Origin of the sequence: Hungatella sp. SB206 (genome assembly GCF_051132295.1) — a bacterium.
Lineage (GTDB): Bacteria > Bacillota > Clostridia > Lachnospirales > Lachnospiraceae > Hungatella > Hungatella effluvii.
In genome coordinates this window covers 4,257,573-4,282,311 of sequence record NZ_CP096603.1, presented here as the reverse complement: position 1 = coordinate 4,282,311, position 24,739 = coordinate 4,257,573, and the positions used below count along the sequence as shown (strand labels likewise).

At 51.9% G+C, this 24,739-nt stretch carries 19 protein-coding genes, 1 tRNA gene and 1 riboswitch; of the genes, 13 read left to right on the top strand and 7 right to left on the bottom strand.

All coding sequences use genetic code 11. The annotated features are described in order from the left end of the window. Positions 1–8: 8 nt before the first annotated feature. Both M1L66_RS18850 and M1L66_RS18845 read right to left on the bottom strand, forming a co-directional pair. Positions 9–842, bottom strand: coding sequence for a DUF4397 domain-containing protein (locus M1L66_RS18850; protein ID WP_187019371.1), 834 nt, complete (start codon positions 840–842; stop codon positions 9–11). Positions 843–919: 77 nt separating this feature from the next. Then, a complete protein-coding gene (locus M1L66_RS18845; RefSeq protein ID WP_434687624.1) occupies positions 920–1,858 on the bottom strand; it encodes an AraC family transcriptional regulator in 939 nt (312 codons plus the stop codon). 227 nt (positions 1,859–2,085) lie between these two features. On the opposite strand from M1L66_RS18845, the gene M1L66_RS18840 reads away from it, so the two are divergent. Then, entirely contained in the window at positions 2,086–3,558 is a 1,473-nt protein-coding gene (locus tag M1L66_RS18840) for an alpha-L-fucosidase (protein ID WP_434687622.1), read from the top strand. A 14-nt stretch (positions 3,559–3,572) separates the two neighbouring features. Here M1L66_RS18840 and M1L66_RS18835 read toward each other — a convergent pair whose 3' ends face one another. Further along, the gene (locus M1L66_RS18835; protein ID WP_187019376.1) at positions 3,573–5,099 is read right to left on the bottom strand and encodes a response regulator transcription factor; all 1,527 of its coding nucleotides are present in this window, start codon (positions 5,097–5,099) and stop codon (positions 3,573–3,575) included. Beyond that, complete coding sequence (locus tag M1L66_RS18830) at positions 5,092–6,951, bottom strand: histidine kinase (protein WP_187019378.1); 1,860 nt, start codon at positions 6,949–6,951, stop codon at positions 5,092–5,094. Before M1L66_RS18830 ends, M1L66_RS18835 begins: the two co-directional genes overlap by 8 nt. Before the next feature lie 181 nt (positions 6,952–7,132). Here M1L66_RS18830 and M1L66_RS18825 point away from each other — a divergent pair, with 181 nt between their 5' ends. The 5 genes from M1L66_RS18825 (at position 7,133) to M1L66_RS18805 (ending at position 13,973) form a co-directional block, all read left to right on the top strand. Next, positions 7,133–8,482: an ABC transporter substrate-binding protein gene (locus tag M1L66_RS18825; RefSeq protein ID WP_025531314.1), complete on the top strand. Its 1,350-nt coding sequence runs from the start codon at positions 7,133–7,135 to the stop codon at positions 8,480–8,482. Between the two features lie 93 nt (positions 8,483–8,575). Continuing rightward, positions 8,576–9,457 (top strand): carbohydrate ABC transporter permease, encoded by an 882-nt coding sequence (locus M1L66_RS18820; protein ID WP_055653047.1) that lies wholly within the window; start codon positions 8,576–8,578, stop codon positions 9,455–9,457. Then, a complete protein-coding gene (locus M1L66_RS18815; protein WP_434687619.1) occupies positions 9,457–10,287 on the top strand; it encodes a carbohydrate ABC transporter permease in 831 nt (276 codons plus the stop codon). Before M1L66_RS18820 ends, M1L66_RS18815 begins: the two co-directional genes overlap by 1 nt. 55 nt (positions 10,288–10,342) lie before the next feature. Further along, a complete protein-coding gene (locus tag M1L66_RS18810; RefSeq protein WP_434687617.1) occupies positions 10,343–12,130 on the top strand; it encodes a glycoside hydrolase family 36 protein in 1,788 nt (595 codons plus the stop codon). A 139-nt stretch (positions 12,131–12,269) separates the two neighbouring features. After that, a riboswitch (purine riboswitch) is annotated at positions 12,270–12,370 on the top strand. A gap of 271 nt (positions 12,371–12,641) precedes the next feature. Continuing rightward, positions 12,642–13,973, top strand: a complete 1,332-nt coding sequence (locus tag M1L66_RS18805; RefSeq protein ID WP_055653044.1) for a uracil-xanthine permease family protein — start codon at positions 12,642–12,644, stop codon at positions 13,971–13,973. A 65-nt stretch (positions 13,974–14,038) separates the two neighbouring features. Here the strand turns inward: M1L66_RS18805 and M1L66_RS18800 are convergent. Then, positions 14,039–14,111: transfer RNA gene (locus tag M1L66_RS18800), tRNA-Asn, on the bottom strand. A gap of 166 nt (positions 14,112–14,277) precedes the next feature. Between M1L66_RS18800 and M1L66_RS18795 the strand changes: the two genes are divergently transcribed. Continuing rightward, a complete protein-coding gene (locus M1L66_RS18795) occupies positions 14,278–15,573 on the top strand; it encodes a TrkH family potassium uptake protein (protein ID WP_187019641.1) in 1,296 nt (431 codons plus the stop codon). Positions 15,574–15,585: 12 nt separating this feature from the next. Continuing rightward, the gene (locus tag M1L66_RS18790) at positions 15,586–16,260 is read left to right on the top strand and encodes a potassium channel family protein (protein ID WP_187019386.1); all 675 of its coding nucleotides are present in this window, start codon (positions 15,586–15,588) and stop codon (positions 16,258–16,260) included. Between the two features lie 114 nt (positions 16,261–16,374). On the opposite strand, the gene M1L66_RS18785 is transcribed toward M1L66_RS18790, so the two are convergent. Both M1L66_RS18785 and M1L66_RS18780 read right to left on the bottom strand, forming a co-directional pair. Beyond that, on the bottom strand, positions 16,375–17,301 hold the full coding sequence (locus M1L66_RS18785) for an NAD-dependent epimerase/dehydratase family protein (RefSeq protein WP_434687614.1): 927 nt from the start codon (positions 17,299–17,301) through the stop codon (positions 16,375–16,377). Continuing rightward, positions 17,298–18,137, bottom strand: a complete 840-nt coding sequence (locus M1L66_RS18780) for an AraC family transcriptional regulator (RefSeq protein WP_434687612.1) — start codon at positions 18,135–18,137, stop codon at positions 17,298–17,300. The genes M1L66_RS18785 and M1L66_RS18780 overlap by 4 nt, the downstream gene beginning before the upstream one ends. Before the next feature lie 277 nt (positions 18,138–18,414). On the opposite strand from M1L66_RS18780, the gene M1L66_RS18775 reads away from it, so the two are divergent. Genes M1L66_RS18775 through M1L66_RS18755 form a run of 5 tightly spaced genes read left to right on the top strand, consistent with a single transcriptional unit; the run spans position 18,415 to position 24,736 of the window. After that, positions 18,415–19,530, top strand: a complete 1,116-nt coding sequence (locus M1L66_RS18775) for a Gfo/Idh/MocA family protein (protein WP_434687610.1) — start codon at positions 18,415–18,417, stop codon at positions 19,528–19,530. Then, the gene (locus M1L66_RS18770; RefSeq protein ID WP_434687608.1) at positions 19,505–21,517 is read left to right on the top strand and encodes an alpha-glucuronidase; all 2,013 of its coding nucleotides are present in this window, start codon (positions 19,505–19,507) and stop codon (positions 21,515–21,517) included. The genes M1L66_RS18775 and M1L66_RS18770 overlap by 26 nt, the downstream gene beginning before the upstream one ends. Before the next feature lie 19 nt (positions 21,518–21,536). After that, a complete protein-coding gene (locus tag M1L66_RS18765) occupies positions 21,537–22,949 on the top strand; it encodes an ABC transporter substrate-binding protein (protein ID WP_434687606.1) in 1,413 nt (470 codons plus the stop codon). A 26-nt stretch (positions 22,950–22,975) separates the two neighbouring features. After that, the gene (locus M1L66_RS18760; RefSeq protein WP_434687604.1) at positions 22,976–23,848 is read left to right on the top strand and encodes a carbohydrate ABC transporter permease; all 873 of its coding nucleotides are present in this window, start codon (positions 22,976–22,978) and stop codon (positions 23,846–23,848) included. Between the two features lie 3 nt (positions 23,849–23,851). Further along, positions 23,852–24,736, top strand: coding sequence for a carbohydrate ABC transporter permease (locus M1L66_RS18755; RefSeq protein WP_207729063.1), 885 nt, complete (start codon positions 23,852–23,854; stop codon positions 24,734–24,736). Positions 24,737–24,739 lie beyond the last annotated feature (3 nt).

Here is a 24,739-nt window from a genome sequence, read left to right as displayed (position 1 = left end):
TCACAGGATCAGTTTCTCCGGTCTTCCACCAGCAGTGTCTGGATCGTATCGGGAGTTGGGCTCCAGTTCAATACGTAAAGGGTGTAGGTGCGCCCTGGACGCAGCGTGACGGTAGTGGAGACCAGAGTGTTCTGCGGCTGGGCAGAACGGGCAACATTTACCCGGTAGGTTCCGCTTCCCATAGAGCTGAAGCTGGCCGCCTGATTGAAGTTGGTCGAGTTAAAATAGACATTTCCGATGACCGTGTTCACCGGCCCGCTGTAGTAGGCCAGATTGCAGACCCTGAAACATGCGTTTGCATTGGGGGTCGGGCAGGTGGTATCGGCGATCGATGTCAAATCCAGTCCGGTGGACGAATTGATTACTGCGATGGTGGCCATGCCGTCTCCGACATACATGGATTTCTGCACGTAGGTATAGCCGTTTCCGACTACGGAAAATCTGTGATAGCCCTGTGAGATCTGCTGATACCTGGTCAGCTCAGGGAAGTTTAAGTTGGAGTATGCCGGACGATTATCAATGTAGATGGTAAAGGCATTATAGCCGGTTGCCGCATTCAGGAAACGGATGCTGCCGCGCGCCCACTGGTTGGTGTTGCAGAACAGACAGGGCATCGGTGTCGGGAAGAACGGCGGGAAAAAAGGAGGATAAGAGGGACCTTCCGGATAAGGGCGGTCCGGGATAACGCCATCCGGGTAAGGAGGCATAACGGAAAAATCAGGATCGATCTCCTCATCAAACGGAGGGATTACGTTGCCATAGTCCGGTACTAAAAATCCAGGATCAATATCGTCATCATTTGCCTGTGTTGCGGAAAGAGGAAGCGTTTCAAATTGAGTCATAAAATATATCCTTAATCGATGTCTTTATAATTATTGTATTGTTTTTTATCAAAGTAGTGACCCAATCTTGCATTTTTCTAAAAAATATTTTCCGAAAGGGGGCGCGGACCTGCTTCGGATGACGATTTCCTGCGAAATTCCCGGGCGCTCATGCCGGTATACGTTTTAAATGCATAAGAAAAGTGTTCGGAGGAGGAGTAGCCGGTCATCTCCGCGATCTCACCGACCGGCAGTTCCGTTGTTTTCAGCAGAACAGAGGCGGCGCCTATGCGGGCTTCGGTCCGTTTCTTCAAAAAGGTGCTGTTGTAATACTGCCGGATCAGCCGCTCCGTCTGCCTGGGCGAGAGGTGGATCCGCCGGGCAAGCCGGTCCAGCGTGATGGTCCGGTATTCATTTAAAAACGCTTCCTCCACGATCAGAGACAGGCTGCTGTCCCCGGAAGTATCTTCAAAGCCGCTTTCAGGAACTGGATAATATGCCTTCGGCTCCAGATAATTGCGCGCGATACAGACGATCAGCTGCTGAAAGAGAGCGGAGAGAAGCGGCCTGTATCCTGGCTTTTTCTGTTCCAGCTCCTGAAAAATCGTATCAAACAGGGGAAGAACCTGCTGGGTATCCTGCCCCATCCAGAAGGTCTGTTCCAAAAAGGGCGTCAGGAATGAGGCGCGCTTCGTCTCCTTTCGCCGACAGGCGTGGGAGCTGCCGCGCTCCGGTTTTTCGAAATCAGGGAATACGCGCAGATAGATGCAGGATTCCACCATGGGATCAGACGGATCGGGAATCTGCTCATGAAGGATGGAAGGCCCGGTGGTATAGAGGGGATTCGGTCCAACGCGCCGGGGGACGCCGTCTATCACCACGGTCCCGGAGCCGTGCCGGATATAATGAATCTCGTAACACCCTCTGCCGTGGGCGTGAGCGGGGATGGACTGTACCATTCTGCCGGTGGATACCATGGAGACCTGGAAGGAAACATGTTCTAATGGAAAGGTAAAATTTAAGCTGTTATCATGCATAAAATACCGCCTCCGTGCCGCGGAAATGAAGTTTTCTGTTCTTGTTTTCAGACAGAACTATCATATCCCGTAAATAAAGGAAAGTCAAACATAAATATTCGAAAACACGACATATACCAGTAAAATACGTCAGCTCCTTCTCTTGGATTCCAGGCCATAATTCCGTATGATAGAGAAGAACAGGAGTGGCTGCGTTGTGCGGTGAACCGCGCACGGAAAGGAGAAGCATGTATCATTTACAACCGTATTTGGAGAAAATCGACCGGGTGATCGAACAGGGACCCTACACGGATACGTGGGAATCGCTGTCGGCCTACGAGCCGCCGAAGTGGTACCGGGACGGTAAATTCGGTATTTTTATTCACTGGGGAATCTACAGTGTTCCAGCATTTGGAAATGAATGGTATTCCCGCAATATGTATATCCAGGGGTCGAAGGAATATGAGCATCATACGGCGGTCTATGGAAAACACGAATCATTTGGATATAAGGACTTTATTCCGCTGTTTACGGCGGACCGGTTTGATGCGGCCGCCTGGGCGGATTTGTTTACGGAGGCGGGGGCATCCTACGTAGTGCCGGTGGCGGAGCACCACGATGGATTTATGATGTACCGCAGTGAGATTTCCCGCTGGAATGCCTGGGAGATGGGGCCGAAGAGAGATGTTCTGGGAGAACTGACAAAGGAATGCCAAAAGAGGGGGATGGTAAACGGAGCGTCGTCCCATCGGGCGGAGCACTGGTTTTTCATGGGACATGGCAGAGAGTTCGACAGCGACATCAAGGAGCCGATGGAACGGGGGGATTTCTACTGGCCGGCCATGCCGGAGCCGGACCATCACGACATCTATGGAAAGCCGGAGCCGACAAAGGAGTACTTAAACGACTGGCTGGTCCGCACCTGCGAGATTATCGACCGGTATCAGCCGAAGGTCCTGTATTTCGACTGGTGGATTCAGCACAGCAGCTTCAAACCGTATTTGCGGAAGCTGGCGGCTTACTACTATAACCGCGGAGTCCAGTGGGGAGAAGCGGTGGTCATCAATTATAAGCATGATGCATTTCCGTTCGGGACGGCGGTTCCCGATGTGGAGAGAGGCCAGTTTGCCGATGTAAAGCCGTTTTTCTGGCAGACAGACACGGCTATCGCGTTAAATTCCTGGTGCTACACGGAAAACAACGAGTACCGCCCGGCGGCGGATATTATCTGCGACCTGATCGATATTGTCAGCAAAAACGGCTGTCTCTTGCTGAATGTGGGGCCGAAGGCAGACGGGACTATATCCCAGGAGGACAGAAACGTGCTCCTCGAAATCGGAAGATGGCTGAAGGTCAACGGCGAGGCGGTATACGGCAGCAGGGTCTGGAGAAAATACGGCGAAGGTCCCACAAAGGTGGAGGAGGGCCAGTTTACCGACAGAATCAGAAAGCATTTTACCCCGCGGGATTTCCGGTTTACGACGGCCAATGGTTACTTATACGCTGCCGTCCTGGCGTGCAGTGAAAGCGGGGAATACGTGATTGAATCCCTGGCGGAGCAGGACGCGTCGAAGCTGCCGAAATTCCATGGAATCATCCGTTCGGTCGAGGTCCTGGGAAGCGCAGAACCGCCGGAGTGGAGCCGCGATGAAACCGGGCTTCATATCTGGACGAAGGTGTCAGGCGGTTATCCGCTGGTATTTAAGATATCGGTGGATTGATGGGGAACCCTGCGCTACGGCTGGGAAAGAATCCTGTACTCGGAAGGAGACTTCCCTGTAATGGATTTAAACGCCTTGCTGAAATAATACTGATCGGAGTAACCGCAGAACTCTGCGACCTGGCGCACGGAAAAGTCGGAGTTGGCAAAGTATTCGCAGGCGTGGCGGATCCGAACGGAGGTCAGATATTCGATGGGCCTGGTTCCCGTATATTTCTTGAACATGCGGCTGAAATAGGCCGGCGTCAGGGAAAAAGCAGTGGCGATGTCATTGATATTGATGTTGGCGGCGTAGTTCTTCTCGATGTATTCCTGAATATCCGCGGCCATTCTGGCGGAGTCGGACTGGCCGGAGGTGTTGCAGAGGGAGGCGTTCTGCATGAGCTGCTCCACGAAAAACTTCAGGTAGGAGAAGAGATCCCCGTAGCTTTTGGAGTAGGTGATGTATTCGTCGATCTCCAAATCAAAGTCCACCGAGGTCTGCTCCGGAAAACAGTCTTTAAACAGCTTTTTTAAGCAGTAATCGACGGTGATCTGGGCCGCGTTCTGACTTTCGAGGGTGTCCAAAAGCGCGGCCATGGTCTCCTGGAATCTGGCTTCATCCTGGTTTCTGACACAGAACAGGAATTTTTGAAGCTGTGCGGCGGTCAGATAGGACGATAAGTCAGGCATATTTATTTCAAATGGTTTGGCTTCCAGAAGGGAGGAGCGCCCGAAGAGCAGGTTCCGCTCCGTATAAGTCCGCATGATCTGAACCTCCATGCCGATGTTGTCCACATGGCGGATGCGGCGGCTGATACAGACGGTTATGGGGAGGCCCGACCCTGAGGAAGCGGAGAGAACCTCCTCTGCGATCTGCCTCGCCGTCGTGGATTCGGGATTGCTGCAGCAGACGAGACAGATGCGTTCGTTCTCGTGCCTGCCGGAGAATAAGTAAGTCATCTCGCCCTCCTGCTTCCGGGAGCGGCATGCGTTTTCCAGGAGGTGAAAGGCCCCCACGTCCTCATGGGGCAGGGCGTAATCCAGAAGGAACGTGGGATAAGAGCCCGCCGTCATCAGAAGAAGCTGATAGCAGTCATAGGGAAACGTCGTGTTAATATGCCCGGTCCGGCTGCCGGGGGACTGAATCAGGGATTCGAGGAGATGGCGGTTGTAATCTTTCTTTTTCATGGAGATTTTCTCTTTCAGCTCTGAGAGAACGTAGGCGATGTCGTCTGCCGAAAGCGGCTTTAAGAGATACTCATCCACACCCAGCTTCATGGCCTCCCGGGCAAATTCAAAGTCCCGGTATCCGCTTATGATGACGGTGTGGATCTGCCTGTTTTCGGCCTTCAGCCGTGAGATCACCTCCAGTCCGCTCAAAAACGGCATCTTGATATCGGTAAAGAGAATATCCGGCTGGAGCTCCGCCGCTTTTTCATAGGCCGCTCTGCCGTCGGTGGCGGTCCCGGCTATCTCCATATCCGGATCGCATTTTTCAATTTTCAAGCACAAATCCTTCAGAATCAGTGGCTGGTCTTCGGCGACGACGATCTTAATCATGTGTTATTTCTCCTCTTATTGTGATGAGACAGCCACCGGGGCTGTTCTGATTGTCGGGTCGGCTCACGCACAGGGCGCGGGAGCCGCCGTTTTCTATGTACATATCCACATTTCCGTTAAAATACAAGAACAGCCTGCCGTAGATATTTTTTAATCCCAGGCCGTCAATCTCCAGATCACGGTATAAGTCTGCCGTTTTTCTGGAGCCGTAGGCGTCCTTGAATTCCTGGAAGTCAGAGAGCGCCTCCGGTGAAAATCCACTTCCATTGTCGGCGATCCGTATGAACCAGGAGGCGCCTTCGATGGCGCAGCTGATGGTGATGTGCCACGGGGGCAGACACTCCCGGAAGCCATGCTTGAAACAGTTTTCCACTAACGGCTCGATGGTCAGCCTGGGCAGAAAGAGATTGGCCGTTTCGAGCGGGGCGTCAATGGTGTAATCGAAGCTGCCGTCATAGGAGATTTTCATGAAGTCCAGGTAATTCCGGGTGTGGCGTATCTCTTCGGTGAGCTTGGCCTCCGGGCTGGAGGAGGTGATGTAGCGCATCATGGAAGAGAACTGCTGGCACATCCTGGAGGTAACTTCGCTTCCATAAATCTCACTGGCCGCGCTGATGGAGTTTAAGGCGTTGTAGAGAAAATGAGGGTTAATCTGGGCCTGGAGGGCCGCTAAGTTGGCGTTGCTCTCCCGGATCTGGGCCTCGTATACCTCCTTGATGGAGTCCTTCAGCTTTACCAGCATCTGATTGAAGGAGCTGTTGATGAGCTCAAACTCATCGAGGAAGTCCGAGGACAGGTTTAAGGGCGCATCCTGGTCGAGGCTCAGCGCGTTGATGTAGCGGATCATCTGGTTCAGCGGCTTCGAAACGATGGAGATAATGACGAATATGATAGCGCAGGTGGTGGTCAGAATGAGGATAACGGCCAGGATGGTATTGGTCGCATTCTGCTTCCGATACTGTGCCAGCGTGCTCTGGTTGGAGACTAAGAGTACGTGAAAACGGTTATTTAAGATGGAGTTTCCGTAATAGGCGTATTCATCGCTGTAGAAATCCGGAACGCCGTTCCTAAACTGCGCAACAATATGATCGATGGTTTCAGGGGGAAGGACGGTGACGGTCTCCTCATAGGGATAGATCTGGCGGCAGCCGGAATCGAGGATTACGATCTCCTTCTCGTCTCCGAAGCTTTCCTGGCGGCAGATGGAATCCAGGTGGGCATAGGGCACCTGGATCTCGACGAGTGTGTCCTGAGTCGTGGTGATATCAGAAAAATTCCGTATGGCGGACAGCACGACCTTGTCGTCGCCGGACCAGGGGGAGAGGTGGGGGCCTAAGTAGAGCTGGTCGTACCGCGCCTCCATGAGCTGCTCAAAGGAGCGGTCCGACGACAGGGCGCGTTTTAACAGGCCTTCATCGTGAAGATAGAGGCCCGTATAATAGAAATAGTCCAGATTCCGGTTGTAGAGAAGCACATTGGAGATGATGGGCGAAAACATCATGTTAATCAGCGTCTTCTGGATTGTCCTGGTCTTTTCCAGCTCCTCCATCATCTGCTGCTGGGTGAGCTGGGAATCACGGATATTCAAATTCAGCACCGTGCCCCGCAGCGTGGAATTCTTTGTGATAGAGGTGGCGGCCACATCCATCTGCTCATACAGCGACGCGATCTGAGAGGAGATGCGCTCCAGAACCATGGCGGAGCCGCGGTAATCATTATCCTTTGCATTTTTAAGTGAAGTCATGGAAAATAAAAGGGATACGAAAAGCGCGATGAACAGGAAAATTCCGGCCACGGAAAGAAACAGCCGGAATTTGAATTTTAGTTTGAAATGCCTCTTTTTTGAATCCATGTCAGTCTCCATTTCCTTCTGCGTGATTACCTATATCATAGCGAAAAATCGGTAGAATGACAATGGAAAAAAGAGAGGTCAAAAAAATACAAACGGATAAGAGAAATTTTTCCATTCGCTTTTTTCTGAGAATCAATTATACTGATTGCACAACAGATGAAACAAATTGAAGGAGGTAGCTATGAAGAAAAGACAATTGACAGGTGTTCTGTTATGCGCGGCTCTTGCGGCCGGATTGCTGGCCGGCTGCGGCCAGAAGGCCGGGACGACAGAAACGGCAGGAGGACAGACTGCGGCGGAAAGCCAGAAGGAGACTCAGGGAGAGAAGAAGGCAAAAGGCGTAACCATCACCGTAGGCTTAAAGGCCTCGCATGTGGAGATATCCAATATTGAGACCTTTAAGAAAGGCTGGGAAGAGGCTACGGGCAATACCGTGGATGTGCAGGCCATCGATGATGACCAGTTCGACTCCCTGCTTCAGACGAAGATGTCCACCAACGGCATGTGGGATATTTTCATTGGAGATACCGGTACGCAGGCGGCTTCCTACCAGCATGCAAAGAATCTGGTGGATTTGTCGTCAGAGCCATGGGTCGCCAATTTAACCGATACGGGGAAGGAATTTGTCACCCACAGCGACGGTAAAATCTACTGTTTCCCCAACGGAGGAGTCAATTCCTTCGGAATCGTCTATAACAAAGAGGTATTCGAGAAAAACGGCCTGGAAGTGCCGAAGACCTTCGAGGAATTTAACGCGGTATGCGACACGTTAAAGGCGGCAGGCATCACACCGGTCTACGTGTCCATGGCGGATGCCTGGACCGTAAACCAGATCATCAACGGCGAGTGGCCCAACATTCTGGCGGCTAATCCGGACGCGCTGGAGAAGCTGAATAAGAACGAGATCCGCTGGGATTCCCTTCCGGAATTCAATGACTTATACGTCAGAATGAAGGGCTGGGTGGACAACGGATATGTGAACAGCGACATGGCTACCGCAACGTACGAGATGGGACAGAAGGCAATCGCTTCCGGAACCGCCGCCATGATGTACATGGGCGACTGGGCAGACCCGGAGTATGCCAAGACAGAGCCATCCGGAAAAGGAAAGATCGGCATGTTCGCGGCGCCGACGAAGGATGGCGACAGCCGTCTTGCGATCGCAGGCCCTGGCGGATATTATATCTCGAATCAGTCTGCCAATGTAGATGCGGCAAAGGATTTCTTAAATTACATGGCATCTGATGAGAATTTAAAGCTGAACATGGATACGAGGGCGTGTACATCGGTCTGGAAGTCTGTTGACGCGGAAAATCTAAGCGTGACGCTTCAGGATACCCAGAGCTATATCGATCAGGGGCTGACAGAAATTCATTATAACCAGACGTATGTAATTACCCCATCCGACGATGCCAACAGCTCATTCCTTTCCGTCCTTCTCGGCCAGAAGAGCCCGGAGGACTGCGCTAAAATATGGAGCGACGCGGTGATCGTGGTAGGGAAGCAGCTGGGATTCGACGGATTTAAGTAAGGATTTAAACATGTGATTGGATCGAATGGACTGTCTTACAGAGCTTTTTCGGGAGCGGTTGTATGACAGTCCTTTTTAAAAGGAGGCAGTCTTGTGAGCAAGCTGGAGAAAAAGTATTATCCGCTGGTGTTTGTCGTGCCGGCGCTCATCATATTCACTCTGTTTTATGTCTGCTCGATTGCGGGCGGCTTTGTGTTTTCCTTTACAAACTGGAGCATTTACAACTTTGAAAGTCCGGAGTTTATCGGCATCGAGAATTTTAAGGACTTATTCGCGTCGCAGAGCTTTCTGCCAGCGCTCGGCCATACCTTTTCGTTTGCCGTGATTACCACTGTCATTAAAGTGGGGCTGGGCCTGGTGTTCGCCCTCCTTTTAAACCGGGCGTTTAAGGGCCGGGATTTCTTCCGGGCCATCATATTCCTGCCGTGTACCATCGGTGCACTGGTGATCGGCTACGTCTTCACCTTTATTCTCCAGCCGGACACGGGCGTACTCAACGAGTTTCTGCGCGGCATCGGTCTTGGCGGGCTGGCGCTCAACTGGCTGGGAGATCCGAAGATCGTCCTGTTTACCGTGTGCGCCGTCGAATCCTGGATGTGGATTGGATTCAATACGGCCATTATTCTGGCGGGCCTTCAGTCGATCTCGACGGATGTCTACGAGGCGGCCAGGCTGGACGGGGCCAGCGCATGGCAGACAACGCGCCATATCACGCTTCCTCTGGTCACGCCGTCCATTAATACCACCATTACCTTATGCGTCATCGGCGGCTTCAATATATTTGATATCGTCATGTCCATGACAAACGGCGGGCCAAACGGGGCGACCCAGGTGATCAGCAAGCTGTCGTATGACGCCATGAGGATCGGAACCATGGGATACGCCTCCGCGATCAACCTGATTCAGTTCCTGCTGATCGTGATCGTTATTTCACCGCTGTTAGGCATACTGAGAAGAAGGGAGCCGGATATCTGATGAATGCAAAGACAAAAAAGAGAGTTTCCCGCGGGATCGTCTATGTGATCTGTGCGTTTATGGCGTTTCTCGTGCTGTTTCCGTTTCTGCTGGTCCTTCTGACCTCCTTCAAATCCGTGTCTGAGGCCGCGGTGGTGACATTTTCTCTTCCGGAAAAATTTCTGTGGGAGAATTTTGCCTACGTAATCGAGAAGGGACAGCTGCTGCGGGCGTTTAAGAACAGTCTGATTATCACCGGCTCGGCGGTGACACTGACGGTGTTTGTGGCCTCGATCACGGCCTTTGTCCTGACGCGGCGCTCCGACAGGCTGAGCCGGATTTTGAGCAATTACTTCCTGATCGGCATGATTGCGCCCCTTTCTCTTATACCAGAGGTGATGATCGTTAAGTTTTTAGGACTCAGCGGAACCTACGCCGCAATTATTCTGATCCATGTGGCTTCCAGGCTGCCGCTCAGCATCATGATCTATTCGGGCGTCATCAAGGGGATTCCTAAGTCCCTGGATGAATCGGCCATGCTGGAGGGCTGCGGACTCTTAAACATGTTTTACCGGGTGATTTTTCCGCTGTTAAAGCCGGCCGTCTTCACAAATATCATTATCACCTTTATGGGGGTATGGAACGATTTTCAGATCTCCCTGTATTTTGTGACGGATACGGCCAAGAATACGCTGCCTCTCAGCATTTACAGCTTTGTCGGCTATATGACGTATAAATGGAACTACGTGTGCGCGTTTATCGTTTTGTCGATCCTCCCGATTCTTTTGATCTACTGTATTGCACAGAAATATATCGTTGACGGGATGATTGCAGGTGCTGTTAAAAGTTAGAGCGGCCGAAGGCAGAAAAAAACTGACATGACAGGAGGAAAAGCCATTGTGCAGCATGATGAAACGAACAATAGAAATCCGGGAGGAAGGCGTGCCGGAGGAGCTTTTAGTGGTAAGGAAATCGTGGGAGGAAGGCGGCGTCCGCTTTCTGTCCTGGTCCTTCCGCGCTGAGCGGGAGACGGTATTTCCACCGGTGCGGGTTCACATCGCGGTTCCGGCCAGAGGCATCCATTACCGCTGGACACCCAAGCTCCACTTGATCAAGGCCCTCAATTCGGACTGGTTCGAGAACCTGTATGAAACCAGCGGATTCACGGGGGCGCCGGTGGAGTGCCTGATCGCGCAGGATAATAAAAACTGCGCCGTTATCGCTCTGTCCGACACGCTTCATACCATCGGACTGAAAAGCATCCCCGTGGAGGAGACCGCACAGTACGATGTGGAGATAGCCCTGTTTGAACGGGAGGCATACCGTGGGCTGGAGTATTCGGTTACGGTGCGCGTGGATACCCGTCCCCTGCCTTATTATGAAGCGCTTGCGGACACGGCAAAATGGTGGGAGACCATTCCTGGCAATGAACCGGCCGTGGTGCCGGAAGCGGCCAGGGAGATCATGTATTCCACCTGGTACAGTTACCACCAGAACGTGGATGAAAAGACGCTGTTCGCCCAGGCGGAGCTGGCTAAGGAACTCGGATGCGGCAGCCTTCTTCTGGATGACGGCTGGCAGACGGAGGATACCGGACGCGGTTATGCATACTGCGGAGACTGGAAACCGGCTCCCTCCAAATTTCCTGATATGGCTGGATTTGTAAAACGGATGCACGATATCGGTATGGGCGTCATCCCATGGTATTCGGTTCCCTTTATCGGTGAGCGATCGGAAAATTTCGAGCGGTTTAAGGACATGCTCATCGACCCGGATGCGGAGCGGGAGTGGCATGTGCTGGACCCGCGGTATCCAGAGGTCAGGGAGTTTTTGATCGGTATTTATGAAAAAGCGCTTCTGGACTGGGATTTAGACGGCTTCAAGCTGGACTTTGTGGATGAATTCGTGGTTACGCCATTTGGCGGAAGGGAGGAGGACGATAGGCGGGACTGCACTTCCTTTACCGAGGCGGCCGACCGGCTGATGAAAGACTGCATGGCGCGGTTAAAAAGCCATAAGGCAGATATTATGCTGGAATTCCGGCAGACGTATAACGGGCCGCGGATGCGCAGCTTCGGCAATATTTTCCGCGCCGTGGACTGCCCCTTCGACGACGCAGAGAACCATGTGCGCGTGACGGACCTCCGGCTGATCGCAGGGAAGAGCGCGGTGCACTCCGATATGCTCATGTGGGATCGGGAGGATACTGCGGCGGGGGCGGCCCTGCAGATGATACAGATTCTGTTCAGCGTGCCGCAGCTTTCCATGAGGCTGGAGGAGCTTCCGCGGGAGCATAAGGAGATGCTGGCTTACTACTGCGGCCTGTGGAAACAGTATAAGAAGGCGTTTCTGGAGGGGAGCTTTGAACCTATGAACCCGCAGTGCCGTTATAACGTCATCATGGGCCGTGCGGGGGAGCAGCTGGCCTGCACTTACCACAGCCGGGAGCTGGTTTCCGTGCATCAGCCGGCAAGAGAGATGGTGTTTGTCAATGGAACCGGGAGAGAGGGACTGCTCCTCCGCCTGGGAAGCGGCAAAACGGTGTATAAAATGACGGTGCGGGAGTGTACAGGCGGGCTGCTGTCCTCCGGCCTTCTGACCGACGACGGCGGGATTCTCACCGTACCGGTTCCGGCGGGCGGAACGGTTGAACTTATAGAAGATGGATCGGATTTTTCTATTCACAAATCTTAAAAATATGCAGATTAAAATAAAAAGTTTTATTATGCATGATATCTAAAATAATTTAAGAATACCTAAAAAATATGTTGACTTTATTGATAAAAATGTTTATAATAAAACATATCAAATCAATGTTTTTGTGAAAATTGAATAGAAATAACCGTATGCATCTTGTATATGTCCAGGATAATGGCCTGGACGTTTCTATCCGACTTCCTAAATGTCAGGGCTACAGGAGCAGCTTTTAAGCTGCCTGTCTCCGACAGCCGGGAAGTCTTTTTTTGTTTCACCAAAAAGGACGTCCTAAGGAACAAAAAAAGACTTCCCGGCTGGACGGTATGACACGCTATACGGCAGATTCCGATTCTCATGGTAAAGAGGGGGTGAACGATGACTGAAAAGTGCCGTAGATGAAGGAAACTGCAGACGGTGCTCTCTGCTTTGATGACAGGGGGCGGAACGCGGACAGTTCAGCAGACGACGGCAAAAACATTGAAATAAGAAAATGATAAAGGAGAATATCATGAAAAGCAATGCAGAAGTCAGCATTAACAACATTTACAGACTGGACGGGCGTGTGCCTTTGGGAAAAGCGATCCCCTTCGGTCTGCAGCATGTACTGGCAATGTTCGTGGCGAATCTGACTCCAATCGTCATCGTGACTGCGGCGGCGGGGTTAGAGACCAGCCAGACGGCTGCCCTGATCCAGAATGCCATGTTCATCGCAGGGGTTGCTACGCTGATTCAGTTGTATCCGGTCTGGCGCATCGGTGCGAAGCTTCCGATCGTTATGGGAGTGAGCTTTACGTTTGTGACCATTTTGAGCTCTGTGGGGGCCAAATACGGCTATCCCTCCATGCTGGGGGCCATTCTCATCGGCGGCCTGGTGGAGGGAACTCTGGGCCTGTTCGCCAAATACTGGCGAAAGCTGATTTCCCCCATTGTATCGGCCTGTGTCGTGACCTCCATCGGTTTTTCACTCCTGACAGTGGGCGCACGCTCTTTCGGCGGCGGTTATTCCGATTCCTTTGGTTCTGCGACCAACTTATTAATCGGTACCGTTACGCTCCTCAGCTGTATTCTGTTTAATGTATTTGCGAAGTCCTTCTGGAAACAGCTTTCCGTCCTGTTTGGCCTGGTGGTGGGCTACGTGCTCGCCATCGTACTTGGTGTTGTGGATTTGTCCGGGATGCTGGAAGGCGGTATTTTATCCCTTCCGCGTATCCTGCCGTTTCTGCCGGAGTTTCACGCCGGCGCCATTCTGTCTGTCGTTGTAATCTTTCTGGTGTCGGCGACGGAGACGATCGGCGACACGACCGCTATGGTCGTATCCGGCCTCGACCGCGATATTACGGAGAAAGAGATATCCGGCTCCCTGGCCTGTGACGGATTCGCCAGCAGTATCTCCTCACTGTTCGGATGTCTTCCGGTAACCTCCTTCAGCCAGAACGTGGGGCTGATTGCCATGACAAAGGTTGTCAACCGTTTTACCATCATGACGGGCGCCATCTGCATGATTCTGGCCGGACTGTTCCCGCCGATCGGCTCCTTCTTCGCATCTCTTCCGGATGCCGTTCTGGGCGGCTGTACGATCATGATGTTTGGCTCTATCATCATCAGCGGTGTACAGATGCTTGCCCGCGCCGGTTTCAGCCAGAGAAATACGATTATCAGCTCCCTTTCTCTGAGCGTGGGAATCGGATTTACCCTGCTTCCGGAGATATTCCAGATATTCCCGGCCATCCTCCAGGATGTGTTTGCGGAAAACTGTGTGGCAGTAGTATTTGTTCTGGCTCTCGTACTTAATCTGATTCTGCCGGAAAATATGGATATTGAGAAGGCAGTGGAAGAGTAATCCTATACTTAACAACAAAAAAAGATCAGATATCGTGACAGATATCTGATCTTTTTCTTATAAGACTCCCCGAGTAGGACTTGAACCTACGACAGCGCGGTTAACAGCCGCGTGCTCTACCGACTGAGCTATCGAGGAATATAGACATTATTATACCCAATGGAAATAAAATGTCAAGGGTATTTTGGAAAAAAGTAAAAAATAGTTTTTTCAAAGTTAAAGATGTGTTAAGTATTCTGATAAAGGATTGAATCCCGGGCATGTTTGTGCTAACTTAGCCATATCATAAAAAGAGAGGTGCATGATGAGTGAACATTTGCGTAAATTGAGCCCGGGCCGGATTGTCGTGCTGGGCTTTGCTTTCGTTATTTTGACAGGAAGCCTGATTCTGTGGCTTCCCATTTCGGCAAACGAGGGGGTTCACGTGAACTACATAGACGCCCTGTTTACGTCCACCAGCGCGGTGTGCGTGACAGGGCTGATCGCAGTAGATACGGCGGATACCTTTAATGTATTCGGCAGGACGGTGGTAGCTCTTTTAATCCAGATCGGCGGCCTGGGAGTTACCTGCGTCGGTGTCGGCTTTATTCTGCTGGCAGGAAAGAAGATAGGAATTCATGGCCGCGTGCTGATCCGTGATTCCATGAACTTAACTACGGTAAAGGGCGTGGTGGCGCTGGTTGAATCCATTCTCTTTATGACGCTGCTGTTCGAGGGCATCGGCGCGTTTTTAAGCTTTATGGTATTTTCCAGGGATTATCCGGCTCTGGATGCGCTGGGAATCAGCGTATTCCATTCCGTGGCGGCGTTTAACAACTCGGGTTTTGACATCCTGGGAGGACTGACAAACCTGATTCCATATCAGGACAACGTCCTCTTGAATCTTACCACCTGCGGCCTGATTATCTTCGGCGGCCTGGGATTTCTCGTAATCCGGGAGGTGTGGGTGAAGCGCTCCTGGAAGAAGCTGAGTCTCCATTCGAAGGTCGTTATTCTTACTTCTGCCGTGCTGCTGGCCGTGGGAACCATACTGTTAAAAATGACAGAGGAGATTACGTGGCTGGGCGCCCTGTTTCAGAGCACTTCCGCCAGAACAGCGGGATTTTCCACTTATCCGATCGGAAATTTTTCCAACGCGGGCCTGTTTGTCCTGACGATCCTGATGTTTCTGGGAGCGTCGCCGGGATCGACCGGAGGCGGTATTAAGACTACGACCACATTTGTGCTGGTGAAAAGCATGTTCAGCGCGGCGACCAACAGTCACTGCAGCGCGTTCAAACGCCGGATTCCGACGGAGGTGATCTCACAGGCATTTATCATCACCATACTGGCGCTGGGAGTGGTTTGCATGCAGACCTTTCTGATGTGCCTTGTGGAGCCGGAATACGATTTCATAAAGCTGCTGTTTGAGACGGTCAGCGCGTTCGGAACCGTAGGCCTGTCCACCGGAATTACGCCGGATTTAAACGTATTCGCGAAGCTGATTCTGGTGCTTACCATGTTTATCGGAAGGCTTGGGCCGCTTACCATAGCGACCATCTGGAGTTTTAAACCGAAGGCAGGCGCGTGGTATTCGGAAGAAACTATTACAATAGGGTAGAGGAGAGAGACAATGAAACGCAGGAAAGATACGATAGAGTATGGAATTATAGGACTGGGAAGATTCGGGATCGCACTGGCGACCGCCCTTTCCGAGGCAGGAAAAGAGGTCATGGTGGTTGACAACACGGAGAGCAAGGTAAAGCAGATCCGTGATATGGTCTCGGAGGCCTTCGTCGTCGAGGGCATTGACAAGGCATCATTCGAGAGCGCCGGAATTCAGAACTGTGAGACGGTAATCATATGTATTGGAGAAAAGATTGACACCAGCATTCTGGCTACACTTACCGTCATATCCATGGGAGTGCCCAGAGTCATATCGAAGGCCACCAGCGCAGAGCACGGCTGTGTGCTGGAGAAGATCGGAGCCGAGGTGGTGTACCCGGAGAAAGATATTGCCATCCGTCTGGCCAGGCGCCTCGTATCACCCCATGCGCTGGATTTCATCAGCCTGAACGACGACATCGCGGTCTCGGAGATCCGGCTCACAACGGTGCTGGAGGGCAAGAGCGTGATGGAGGCGGGAATACGCAACCAGTTCGGCTTAAATATCGTGGCGATGGAACGGGAGCACGATACGACTATTGACATTCAGCCCACCTACCGGTTCCGGAAGGAAGACGTGATCGTGGTGATCGGAAAGCGGGATAATATCAATCGGTTTGAGGCGTATTTGTCGGAGGAGTAATACGTAAAGGTGAAGAGGCTGTTCGGAAAGAAAAATGGATTCCGGACAGCCTCTTTGTCTGCTGGTACAGCGGGCCAGACATCCGCCTGTAGGAGCGTTTGGCGGCATAGGGATTTATAAATATCCAAGAGATTCCAGATGGAGTTTTAAGCCTTCTGCCATCGGTGTATCGGGCAGCTGGATGCCGGCGGCCTTTAGTTTCGATAAGTCGTAGATCCGGTGGCATAAATGGCCGGAATATTCGGGATGGGCCTCAAGGTATCCGGTGAGAGGCAGTTCCCGTATGGTGATTTCCACACCGAGAAGTCTTCCCAGGATTTCGTAATACAGGCGGTTTTCCACCGCTTCCGGGCCGCCGATGCAGAAGATCTGCTGAAAGGCGCCTTCCCGGTTTACCGAGTCCAGCATAGTGCGTGCCAGATCGCGGACGAAGACCGGCTGTGTGATGTGGATTCCGCCGGTTACGAGAGAGAGAGGCTGTCCTGCCAGAATGAGATCCGGCAGCTCCTTCTGGCGGCTGTGCTCCGGATAGCAGCCCAGCAGAAAACCTGGGCCGTAGATATGGCCGGGACGAAAGAGCGTAACGTTAAGTCCGTGCTCCCCTTCTCCGGAAAAATAGCGGAGAAAGACTTTCTCCATCTTCCGCTTGTTTCCAGCATAGCTGCATTCCTCCGGGGCACCCTTTTCCTCCACGAAGAATCCGTCTTCCGCCTGAGGCGTCGCCTTGCGCGCCGGATCGTAGACAGAGTCGGTCGAGATGACCACCAGCCGGCTGCTCACGAAAGGCAGCACCTCCAGGTCCTGCTCTGCATGGCGTTCATTCATGCATATGCAGTCGAAAACCACATCCCAGGTGATACCCGCTCCCAGGATGGCCTTCTTAAATCCTTCCCTGTCGTCCCGGTCCGCACAGAGCGGGATAATTCCGGTGCCGAGAGGGCGTTTTCCCCTGGTGAGCGCCCAGACCTCATATGTTTCTTTCGCCATGGAAGCCAGCATACTGCTTAAGCCGCCGCTTCCTCCGATAATCAGTGCTTTCATTCTTCTTTTCCTCCTGGTAGTAAAATCGTGTCTTCTTTTTTCTTTCTTCTTTCCGGCGGAAACATGCCGGAGGGCGGAATCCCCTTCTTCTCCTTAAACAGCTTGCTGAAGTAGAAGATATCTGAAAATCCGCATTGCAGCGCCACCTCGCTGACGCTGTATTCCCCGCTTTTTAACATATTCTCCGCATAGTTTAAACGGAGTGAGATGAGATACTGCTTGAAGGTCATCCCCATGGCCTCCCGGAACAGACTTCCGTAGTAGACGGGATGGAGATGGAACTGGCGGGCCATCAGATCGATGGTAAGCGGGTCCTGATAATGCATGCTCATATAGCGGATGCTGTTTTTGATGCGGGTGTCTTCCTGGCTTAAATGGTTTTCATTCAGGATCAGGTTGGATATCTGATACAGGATGAGGCATAGGATTCCGCGTATCTTCAGCATATATCCAAAATCCCTCTGCAGCCATTCCTCGTGGATTTCGTGGAAACGCGAGATCAGCCGGGGGATGATCCCGATATGGCTGATGATGGGAAGCGGCAGGCGGGCCTCCTGGCCGAACTGATCCCGCAGAAAGATGTTGGTGGAGTAGCACTCCATCAAGTCTTCCGGGATGTTGACAGCCGCCCGGTAGGTATTCTGAGGGATGCAGATTAAATCGCCTTTTTTTACAATATAAATGTGGCCTCCGATGTTGTACTCGGCCTTTCCGTCTATGACGTATGTAATGTCGATGAAGGGGATCACATTCGCATCGATTTTCCAGTTGGGCGTGCACTTCCTGTGGATGTAATAATGAAGTTCAGGAATCATGTTGTTAAAGTCAGGAATCATAAAAGCTCCTTTTCCTCCCGTGTTGCAGAGATAATTCTGCTTGTAGTATGGCTTCATTATAGAGAAGAAAAAACAATTGTGCAACGGAGTTTTTAAACAGAATTTTATCTTTAATAATTACAAATGGCCTTTGATTCCTTCATTCTTTTTTGTTGTGCAACTTGTTATAATGCATTTGTAAATAAACAACATTTAAAAACACTTTGCACAGGGAAGTAACGCCGCCCGGCGGCACCGGCCTCTGCGCAAAAGTAAAAAGTATAAAGGGGGGAAGAGCATGACCGGCGTCGCAGTGATCGGAACTGGTGTGATTTCAGAGAGCCATATCGAGGCGTATCTGGCCTTTCAGGACAGGTGCCGTATCATGGCATTGTGCGACCTCGTTCCCCAAAAGGCGGAGGCGCTGAAAGAAAAATACCATTTAAGAGACACGGCTGTTTACAGCAGCTGTAAGGAGGTGGCAGAGCGGAGCGATATCCGTCTGGTCAGCATCTGTACTCCGCCGTTTACCCATGGGGAGAGCGCCGTGGTCTGCATGAAAGCGGGAAAACATGTTCTGGTGGAAAAGCCCATGGCGTCTTCTCTGGAAGAGTGTGACGAGATGATGCGGGTTCAGCGGAAGACAGGCTGTTATCTGGGAGTTATCTCTCAGAACCGCTACCTGCGGGACAACTGGAGCTTAAAGAGCGTAATCTCCTCCGGAGCCGTGGGAAAGGTCTTGTTCGGACAGGTGGAATCCCTGTGGTTCAGAGGCCGGGAATACTACGATCTATGGTGGCGGGGCACGTGGGAAATGGAAGGCGGAGGCTGTACCCTGAACCACGCCGTACATCAGATCGATCTGCTGAACTGGATCATGGGAGCTCCCCGCACGGTGACGGCTGTCCTGGGGAATGCAGCACATGACAATGCCGAGGTGGAGGATGTGTCCGCCGCGATTCTTACCTATGAAAGCGGTGCGCTCGTGACGGTAACGGCCTCTCTCGTAACGCACGGGGAAGGGCAGAGGCTGAGCTTTCAGTGCGAAAAGGCGGGCTTGGCGTCCCCATGGAAGGCAGTGAGCAGCAGGTCCGCACCAACGGGCTTTCCTATCGAAAACGAAGCGTTTGAGGAACAGCTTCAGACGCGTTACCGGGAGATGCCGCCTCCCCGGTATACCGGTCATATAGGCCAGATCGATACGGTGCTGCGTTTCCTGGAGTGCGGAGAACTGCCGCCGGAGAGCAGCGTGGATGGCCGCCTGGCGCTGGAGGTGATAACCGCCATATACCAGTCGGGCTTTACGGGACAGACGGTTACGCTTCCGCTGTCTGGAGATGCACCCCTTTATACGAAAAAAGGATTTTTGGCGAATGGAAAGCATTTTTATGAGAAAGAGGCGCATCAGAAATGAAGCGCTGTGGAGGACGGAAATCATGCACGGACGGAGAGACTTCTGCTGGCTGGCAAAACAGGTGCAAAATAAAAACATAATTACTTATTATCTGGATGATGGGAAGAAAACGGCAGTTACAGAGACTATAGAGCGGGAAATGCCGCTGCTGTTTAAAGAAATCAGACGATCCGGTTCGCCGGATGCCTCGATTGCTTTTTTACCGGGAGATGAAGCGGCCCTGGGGACAGAAGGGTACCGGATCGGGGAGACGGAGGCCGGTTATAAGATAGAAAGTGCATCTCCTGTGGGATATTTATACGGCATGTACGGGCTGCACCGGCTTCTGACCACACAAAATGAGGCCGGTTTTCCGTATGAATCGGTACCGGATCAGAGCATCCGCATGATCGATCATTGGGATAATTTTGACGGTTCCATCGAGCGCGGTTACGCAGGAGAGTCCCTTTTTTACGATCACAACACCTTTCGTGGAGATATGGAGCTTATCCGGCAGTATGCAAGGCTGCTGGCCTCGGTGGGGATCAATGGGGTTCTGATCAACAATGTCAATGTACACAGACCGGAAACATTTTTCGTAACAGGGAAAGCCCTTGCGGAAATCAGGAAGATATCCGACGTCCTGGCTGCATACGGAATTAAGACGTACCTATCCGTTAATTTTGCGGCGCCCATCACGGTGGGACAGTTAAAGAGCGCGGATCCCCTGGAGCCGGAGGTGGCTTCGTGGTGGGAGGAGACGGTAAAGCGAATCTATGAGGAGATTCCTGATTTTGCCGGCTTCGTGGTAAAGGCGGATTCGGAAGGAGAACCAGGGCCGTTCACCTACGGCAGGAACCATGACGAAGGCGCCAATATGCTGGCGAGGGCGGCAGGGCTCTACGGAGGAGTCATTATCTGGCGCTGCTTCGTATACGACTGCTCCCAGGACTGGTGGAACCGGGAGGCAGACCGCGCACGCGCCGCTTACGATATCTTCGAACCTCTGGACGGCAGGTTCCTGGACAATGTGATTCTTCAGATCAAGAACGGCCCTATCGATTTCCAGATCAGAGAACCGGTGTCCCCGCTGTTCGGAGCTTTAAAAAAGACAAATCAAATTCTGGAATTTCAGATTACACAGGAGTATACCGGACATCAGAGGGATATCTGTTACCTTGTTCCGATGTGGAAGGAAACCATGGATTTTGATACGAAACACGGCATAGGCCTGACGGTGAAGGAGGCGGTGAGAGAGAACTCCCCTGTCCGCGGCCGATCCGGCATTGCGGGCGTCGGAAACGTGGGAATGGATGCCAACTGGACGGGCAGCAAGCTGGCCCAGGCCAATCTCTACGGCTTCGGAAGGCTGGTCTGGAATCATGAATTATCAGCAGAGGCGATTGCCGAAGAATGGGTCCGCCAGAGCTTTTGCCTGACCGAAGAAAAGTGCGGTAAGCTGGCGGCGATTCTGACGACATCGAGGGACGTGTACGAGGCTTATACCTGTCCTCTTGGCGTTGGCTTCATGTGTAAACCCGCCGTCCACTACGGCGTCGATATCGATGGCTATGAGTACGACCGGTGGGGGACATACCACTATGCCGACAGAGACGGAGTTGGAAGGGACAGGACCGTGAAGACGGGGACCTCCTATACGAGGCAGTATTCCGACGCGCGATTTTCTGAATATGAGGACCTTTCGTCCTGCCCCGATGAGCTGCTGCTCTTTTTCCACCATGTGCCGTACACCCATGTACTGCATTCGGGAAAAACGGTGATTCAGCACATCTACGACACTCATTTTGAGGGCGTGGAGTGGGTGAGAGAGTATCAGGCAGTATGGGAAAGCTTAAAGGATTCCCTGGATGAGGGGAGCTACTTAAATATGAAGGAGCGCCTCGTCTGGCAGCTGGAAAACGCCGTCAGCTGGCGTGACCAGGTAAACACGTACTTTTACCGTAAGTCGGGAATCCCCGATGAAAAGGGTAGAAAAATATACCAATAAATAAAAAGAAAGAGGTAGTATGATGAAAAAATGGAGTAAAGCAGGTATCGTATGTGCGGCCGTACTGGCAGCGAGCATGGCAATGACCGCGTGCGGCGGCAAGACCGCAGAAACGGGCAATACCGGGGAAGCCGGAAGCACCGGAGCGGCCGGGACGGAGAAGGCAGCGGACGGAAAAACACCGGAGGTGTCTAAAGCATCGGGAGAGACCGCGAAATTAAGCTTCTCCTGGTGGGGCAATGACGACCGCCATCAGGCCACGCAGAACGCCATCGATGCCTTCAACGCGGCACACGCCGGCGCCATCGAAGTGACCGGAGAGCCTTCCGGCTTCGGCAACCTGGAAGAGACCTTTGCCACCCGTTATGCAGGCGGAACCGCAGCCGATGTCATGACTGTCAACTATCCCTGGGTTATCCAGTACAGTCCAAACGGAGAGGGATTCTACGATCTCGATCAGGTGAAGGACATCTTCGATTTCTCCCAGTACGACGAGGGCTTTTTGGAATTCGGAAAGACAGGCGGCAAGATGCAGGCAGTCCCATACGGCCAGAACACGCTGGGCTTATACGTCAATAAATCTGCATTTGACAGAGCCGGTATCACCGAGCTTCCAACGACGTTCGAGGAATATAAGAAGGCGGCGGAAATCTTTACCCGGCAGGACCCGAATGCGTATATGATCGTCAGCCCGACGTTCCGTTTCGCAGCAGTCTACTATCTGCAGCAGAAGACAGGGAAAGGCGAATTTGCAGAAGATTTAAGCATGAATTACACCGTGGATGACTATAAAGAAGCGCTTCTCTGGTATAAGGACTTAGCGGATGCCCATGTCTTCTGTTCCAGAAAAGATTATATCGAGAATGTAGGCAATGAGCCGGTATCCATTGCCCAGAATGCAAAATATATCAATGGCGGCTACGCTGGCGTATTGGAATGGACCGGAGGAATCGCTTCGAACGCCAAGACGCTGGAGGACAAGGGGGACGAACTGGTGGTAGCGCCGCTCCCTGTGATCGACGGAGCCGTATTTGAAGGAACTATGGCAAAGCCCTCCCTGCTGTTTGCAATCTCCAGGGATTCCAAGAATCCAAAGGAAGCGGCTGAATTTTTACAGTATATCTTAAACGATCCGGAAGGAACGAAGCTCATGGGTTCCACCCGCGGCATGGTGGCTTCCAGAGCGGCCAAGGCTTCCTTAGAGGCAGACGGACAGATCACAGGAGCCGTAAAGCAGGCCTACGATTTTACCGATGTAGCGAAAGTAATCAACAATTCTCCGATATTTGAGAACGCCGTATTTACCAATTCCTATGAAAGTAATTACGAGAAGTTTGAGTTTGGAAAGAGCACGGCCGAGGAAGCTGCGCAGGCCATCTTTGACGCCACCAGCGAGCAGGTTGCAAAACTGAAACAGGACTACGGCAAATAAAGAGCACGCAGGAAGGAGGAGATTCTTTGAGAAAGAGCAAAATGGGTCTGGTGTATATCCTCCCATGGCTGATCGGTATGGTTTTTCTTACCCTGTATCCGTTTATTAACGCGCTGGTTATCAGTTTTACGGATTACAATCTCGTGAGAGAACCGAATTTCATTAGTCTGGCCAACTACACCAAGTTGTTTCAGGATGAGGATTTTTTGAGTACGCTTACCGCAACGTTAAAATACACTGTGATTACGGTGCCGTTACAGCTGGCGTTTGCCCTGTTTATTGCATACATATTGAATTTTAAGCTGAAGGGCATTAACTTTTTCCGGACAGCCTACTATATTCCATCCCTGCTGGGAGGAAATGTGGCGGTGGCGGTGCTGTGGAGATTCCTGTTTCAGCAGGACGGGCTTATCAACCGCATCATCGGCGTTGTGGGGATACAGCCGGTGGCGTGGCTCTCTTCCCCGGGCGGGGCGATGAGCGTCATCATAATCCTGAAGGTCTGGCAGTTTGGTTCTGCAATGCTGATCTTCCTGGCCGCGCTCAAGGACGTACCCCAGGATCTCTATGAGGCAGCCAGCGTGGACGGCTCCACCAAGTTCCATTCCTTTATCCATATTACCATGCCGCTGATCACACCTACGATTTTCTTCAATCTGGTCATGCAGCTGGTCAATGCGTTCCAGGAATTCAACGGCCCGTACCTTGTAACGGGGAAGGGACCGTTAAATGCCACCTATCTGACTTCCATGTATATTTATGACAATGCATTTAAGTACTTTAACATGGGGTATGCCAGTGCCGCCAGCTGGATTCTGTTCCTCATCATCGTGGCTGTGACCCTGATCCTCTTTGCGACACAGGACAAGTGGGTCTATTACTCGGACGGAGGTAATTAGATGATGGAGAAAACGCGAGGATTCAGCGAAATGGAAGTGCGGAGGCACAGACGGGTGGTCATCAGCTCTGTCATCCGTTATATCGTCCTGATTGTCGTGGCGCTCGTCATGATCTATCCGATTATATGGCTGGTGGGCGCTACCTTTAAGAGCAATAATGAAATATTTACTTCGATCAGTTTTATTCCGAAACGGATCGACTTTACTCCCTATATAGAAGGCTGGAAGACGCGGACAAAGTATACGTTCACCACGTTTTTCTTAAATACCTTCCGGTTCGTGGTGCCGAAAATTGTCTTCTGCCTCGTGTCCAGTACGCTTGTCGCGTATGGCTTTGCAAGGTTTGAATTTCCATTTAAGAAGATCTGTTTTTCAATTTTGATGGCTACCATGTTCCTACCGGCCGTCGTGACAAGAATTCCACTCTATATTTTGTGGAAGCAGATGGGACTCCTCAACACGTACGTGCCGCTGATCGCACCGACCATGTTTGCCAATGAACCCTTCTTCGTGTTTATGCTGATTCAGTTCATGCGGTCAATCCCCACGTATCTGGACGAGGCGGCCACAATCGACGGCTGTAATTCCTTCCAGACTCTGATGAGGGTTCTGCTGCCGTCCTTAAAACCAGCGCTGATCAGCTGTACGATCTTCCAGTTCGTATGGAGCTTCAATGATTTCCTTGGGCCGCTGATCTATGTGACCAGCCTGGAAAAGTATCCGGTGGCGCTGGCGCTTAAAATGTCCATCGACCAGAGCAGCGGTATCGTGGAATGGAATCAGATTCTCGCCATGTCATTTCTGGCGCTGCTCCCGGCCCTGATCCTGTTCTTCTCCGCACAGAAATATTTCGTGGAGGGCGTTACATCGACTGGAGTGAAGGGGTGATCG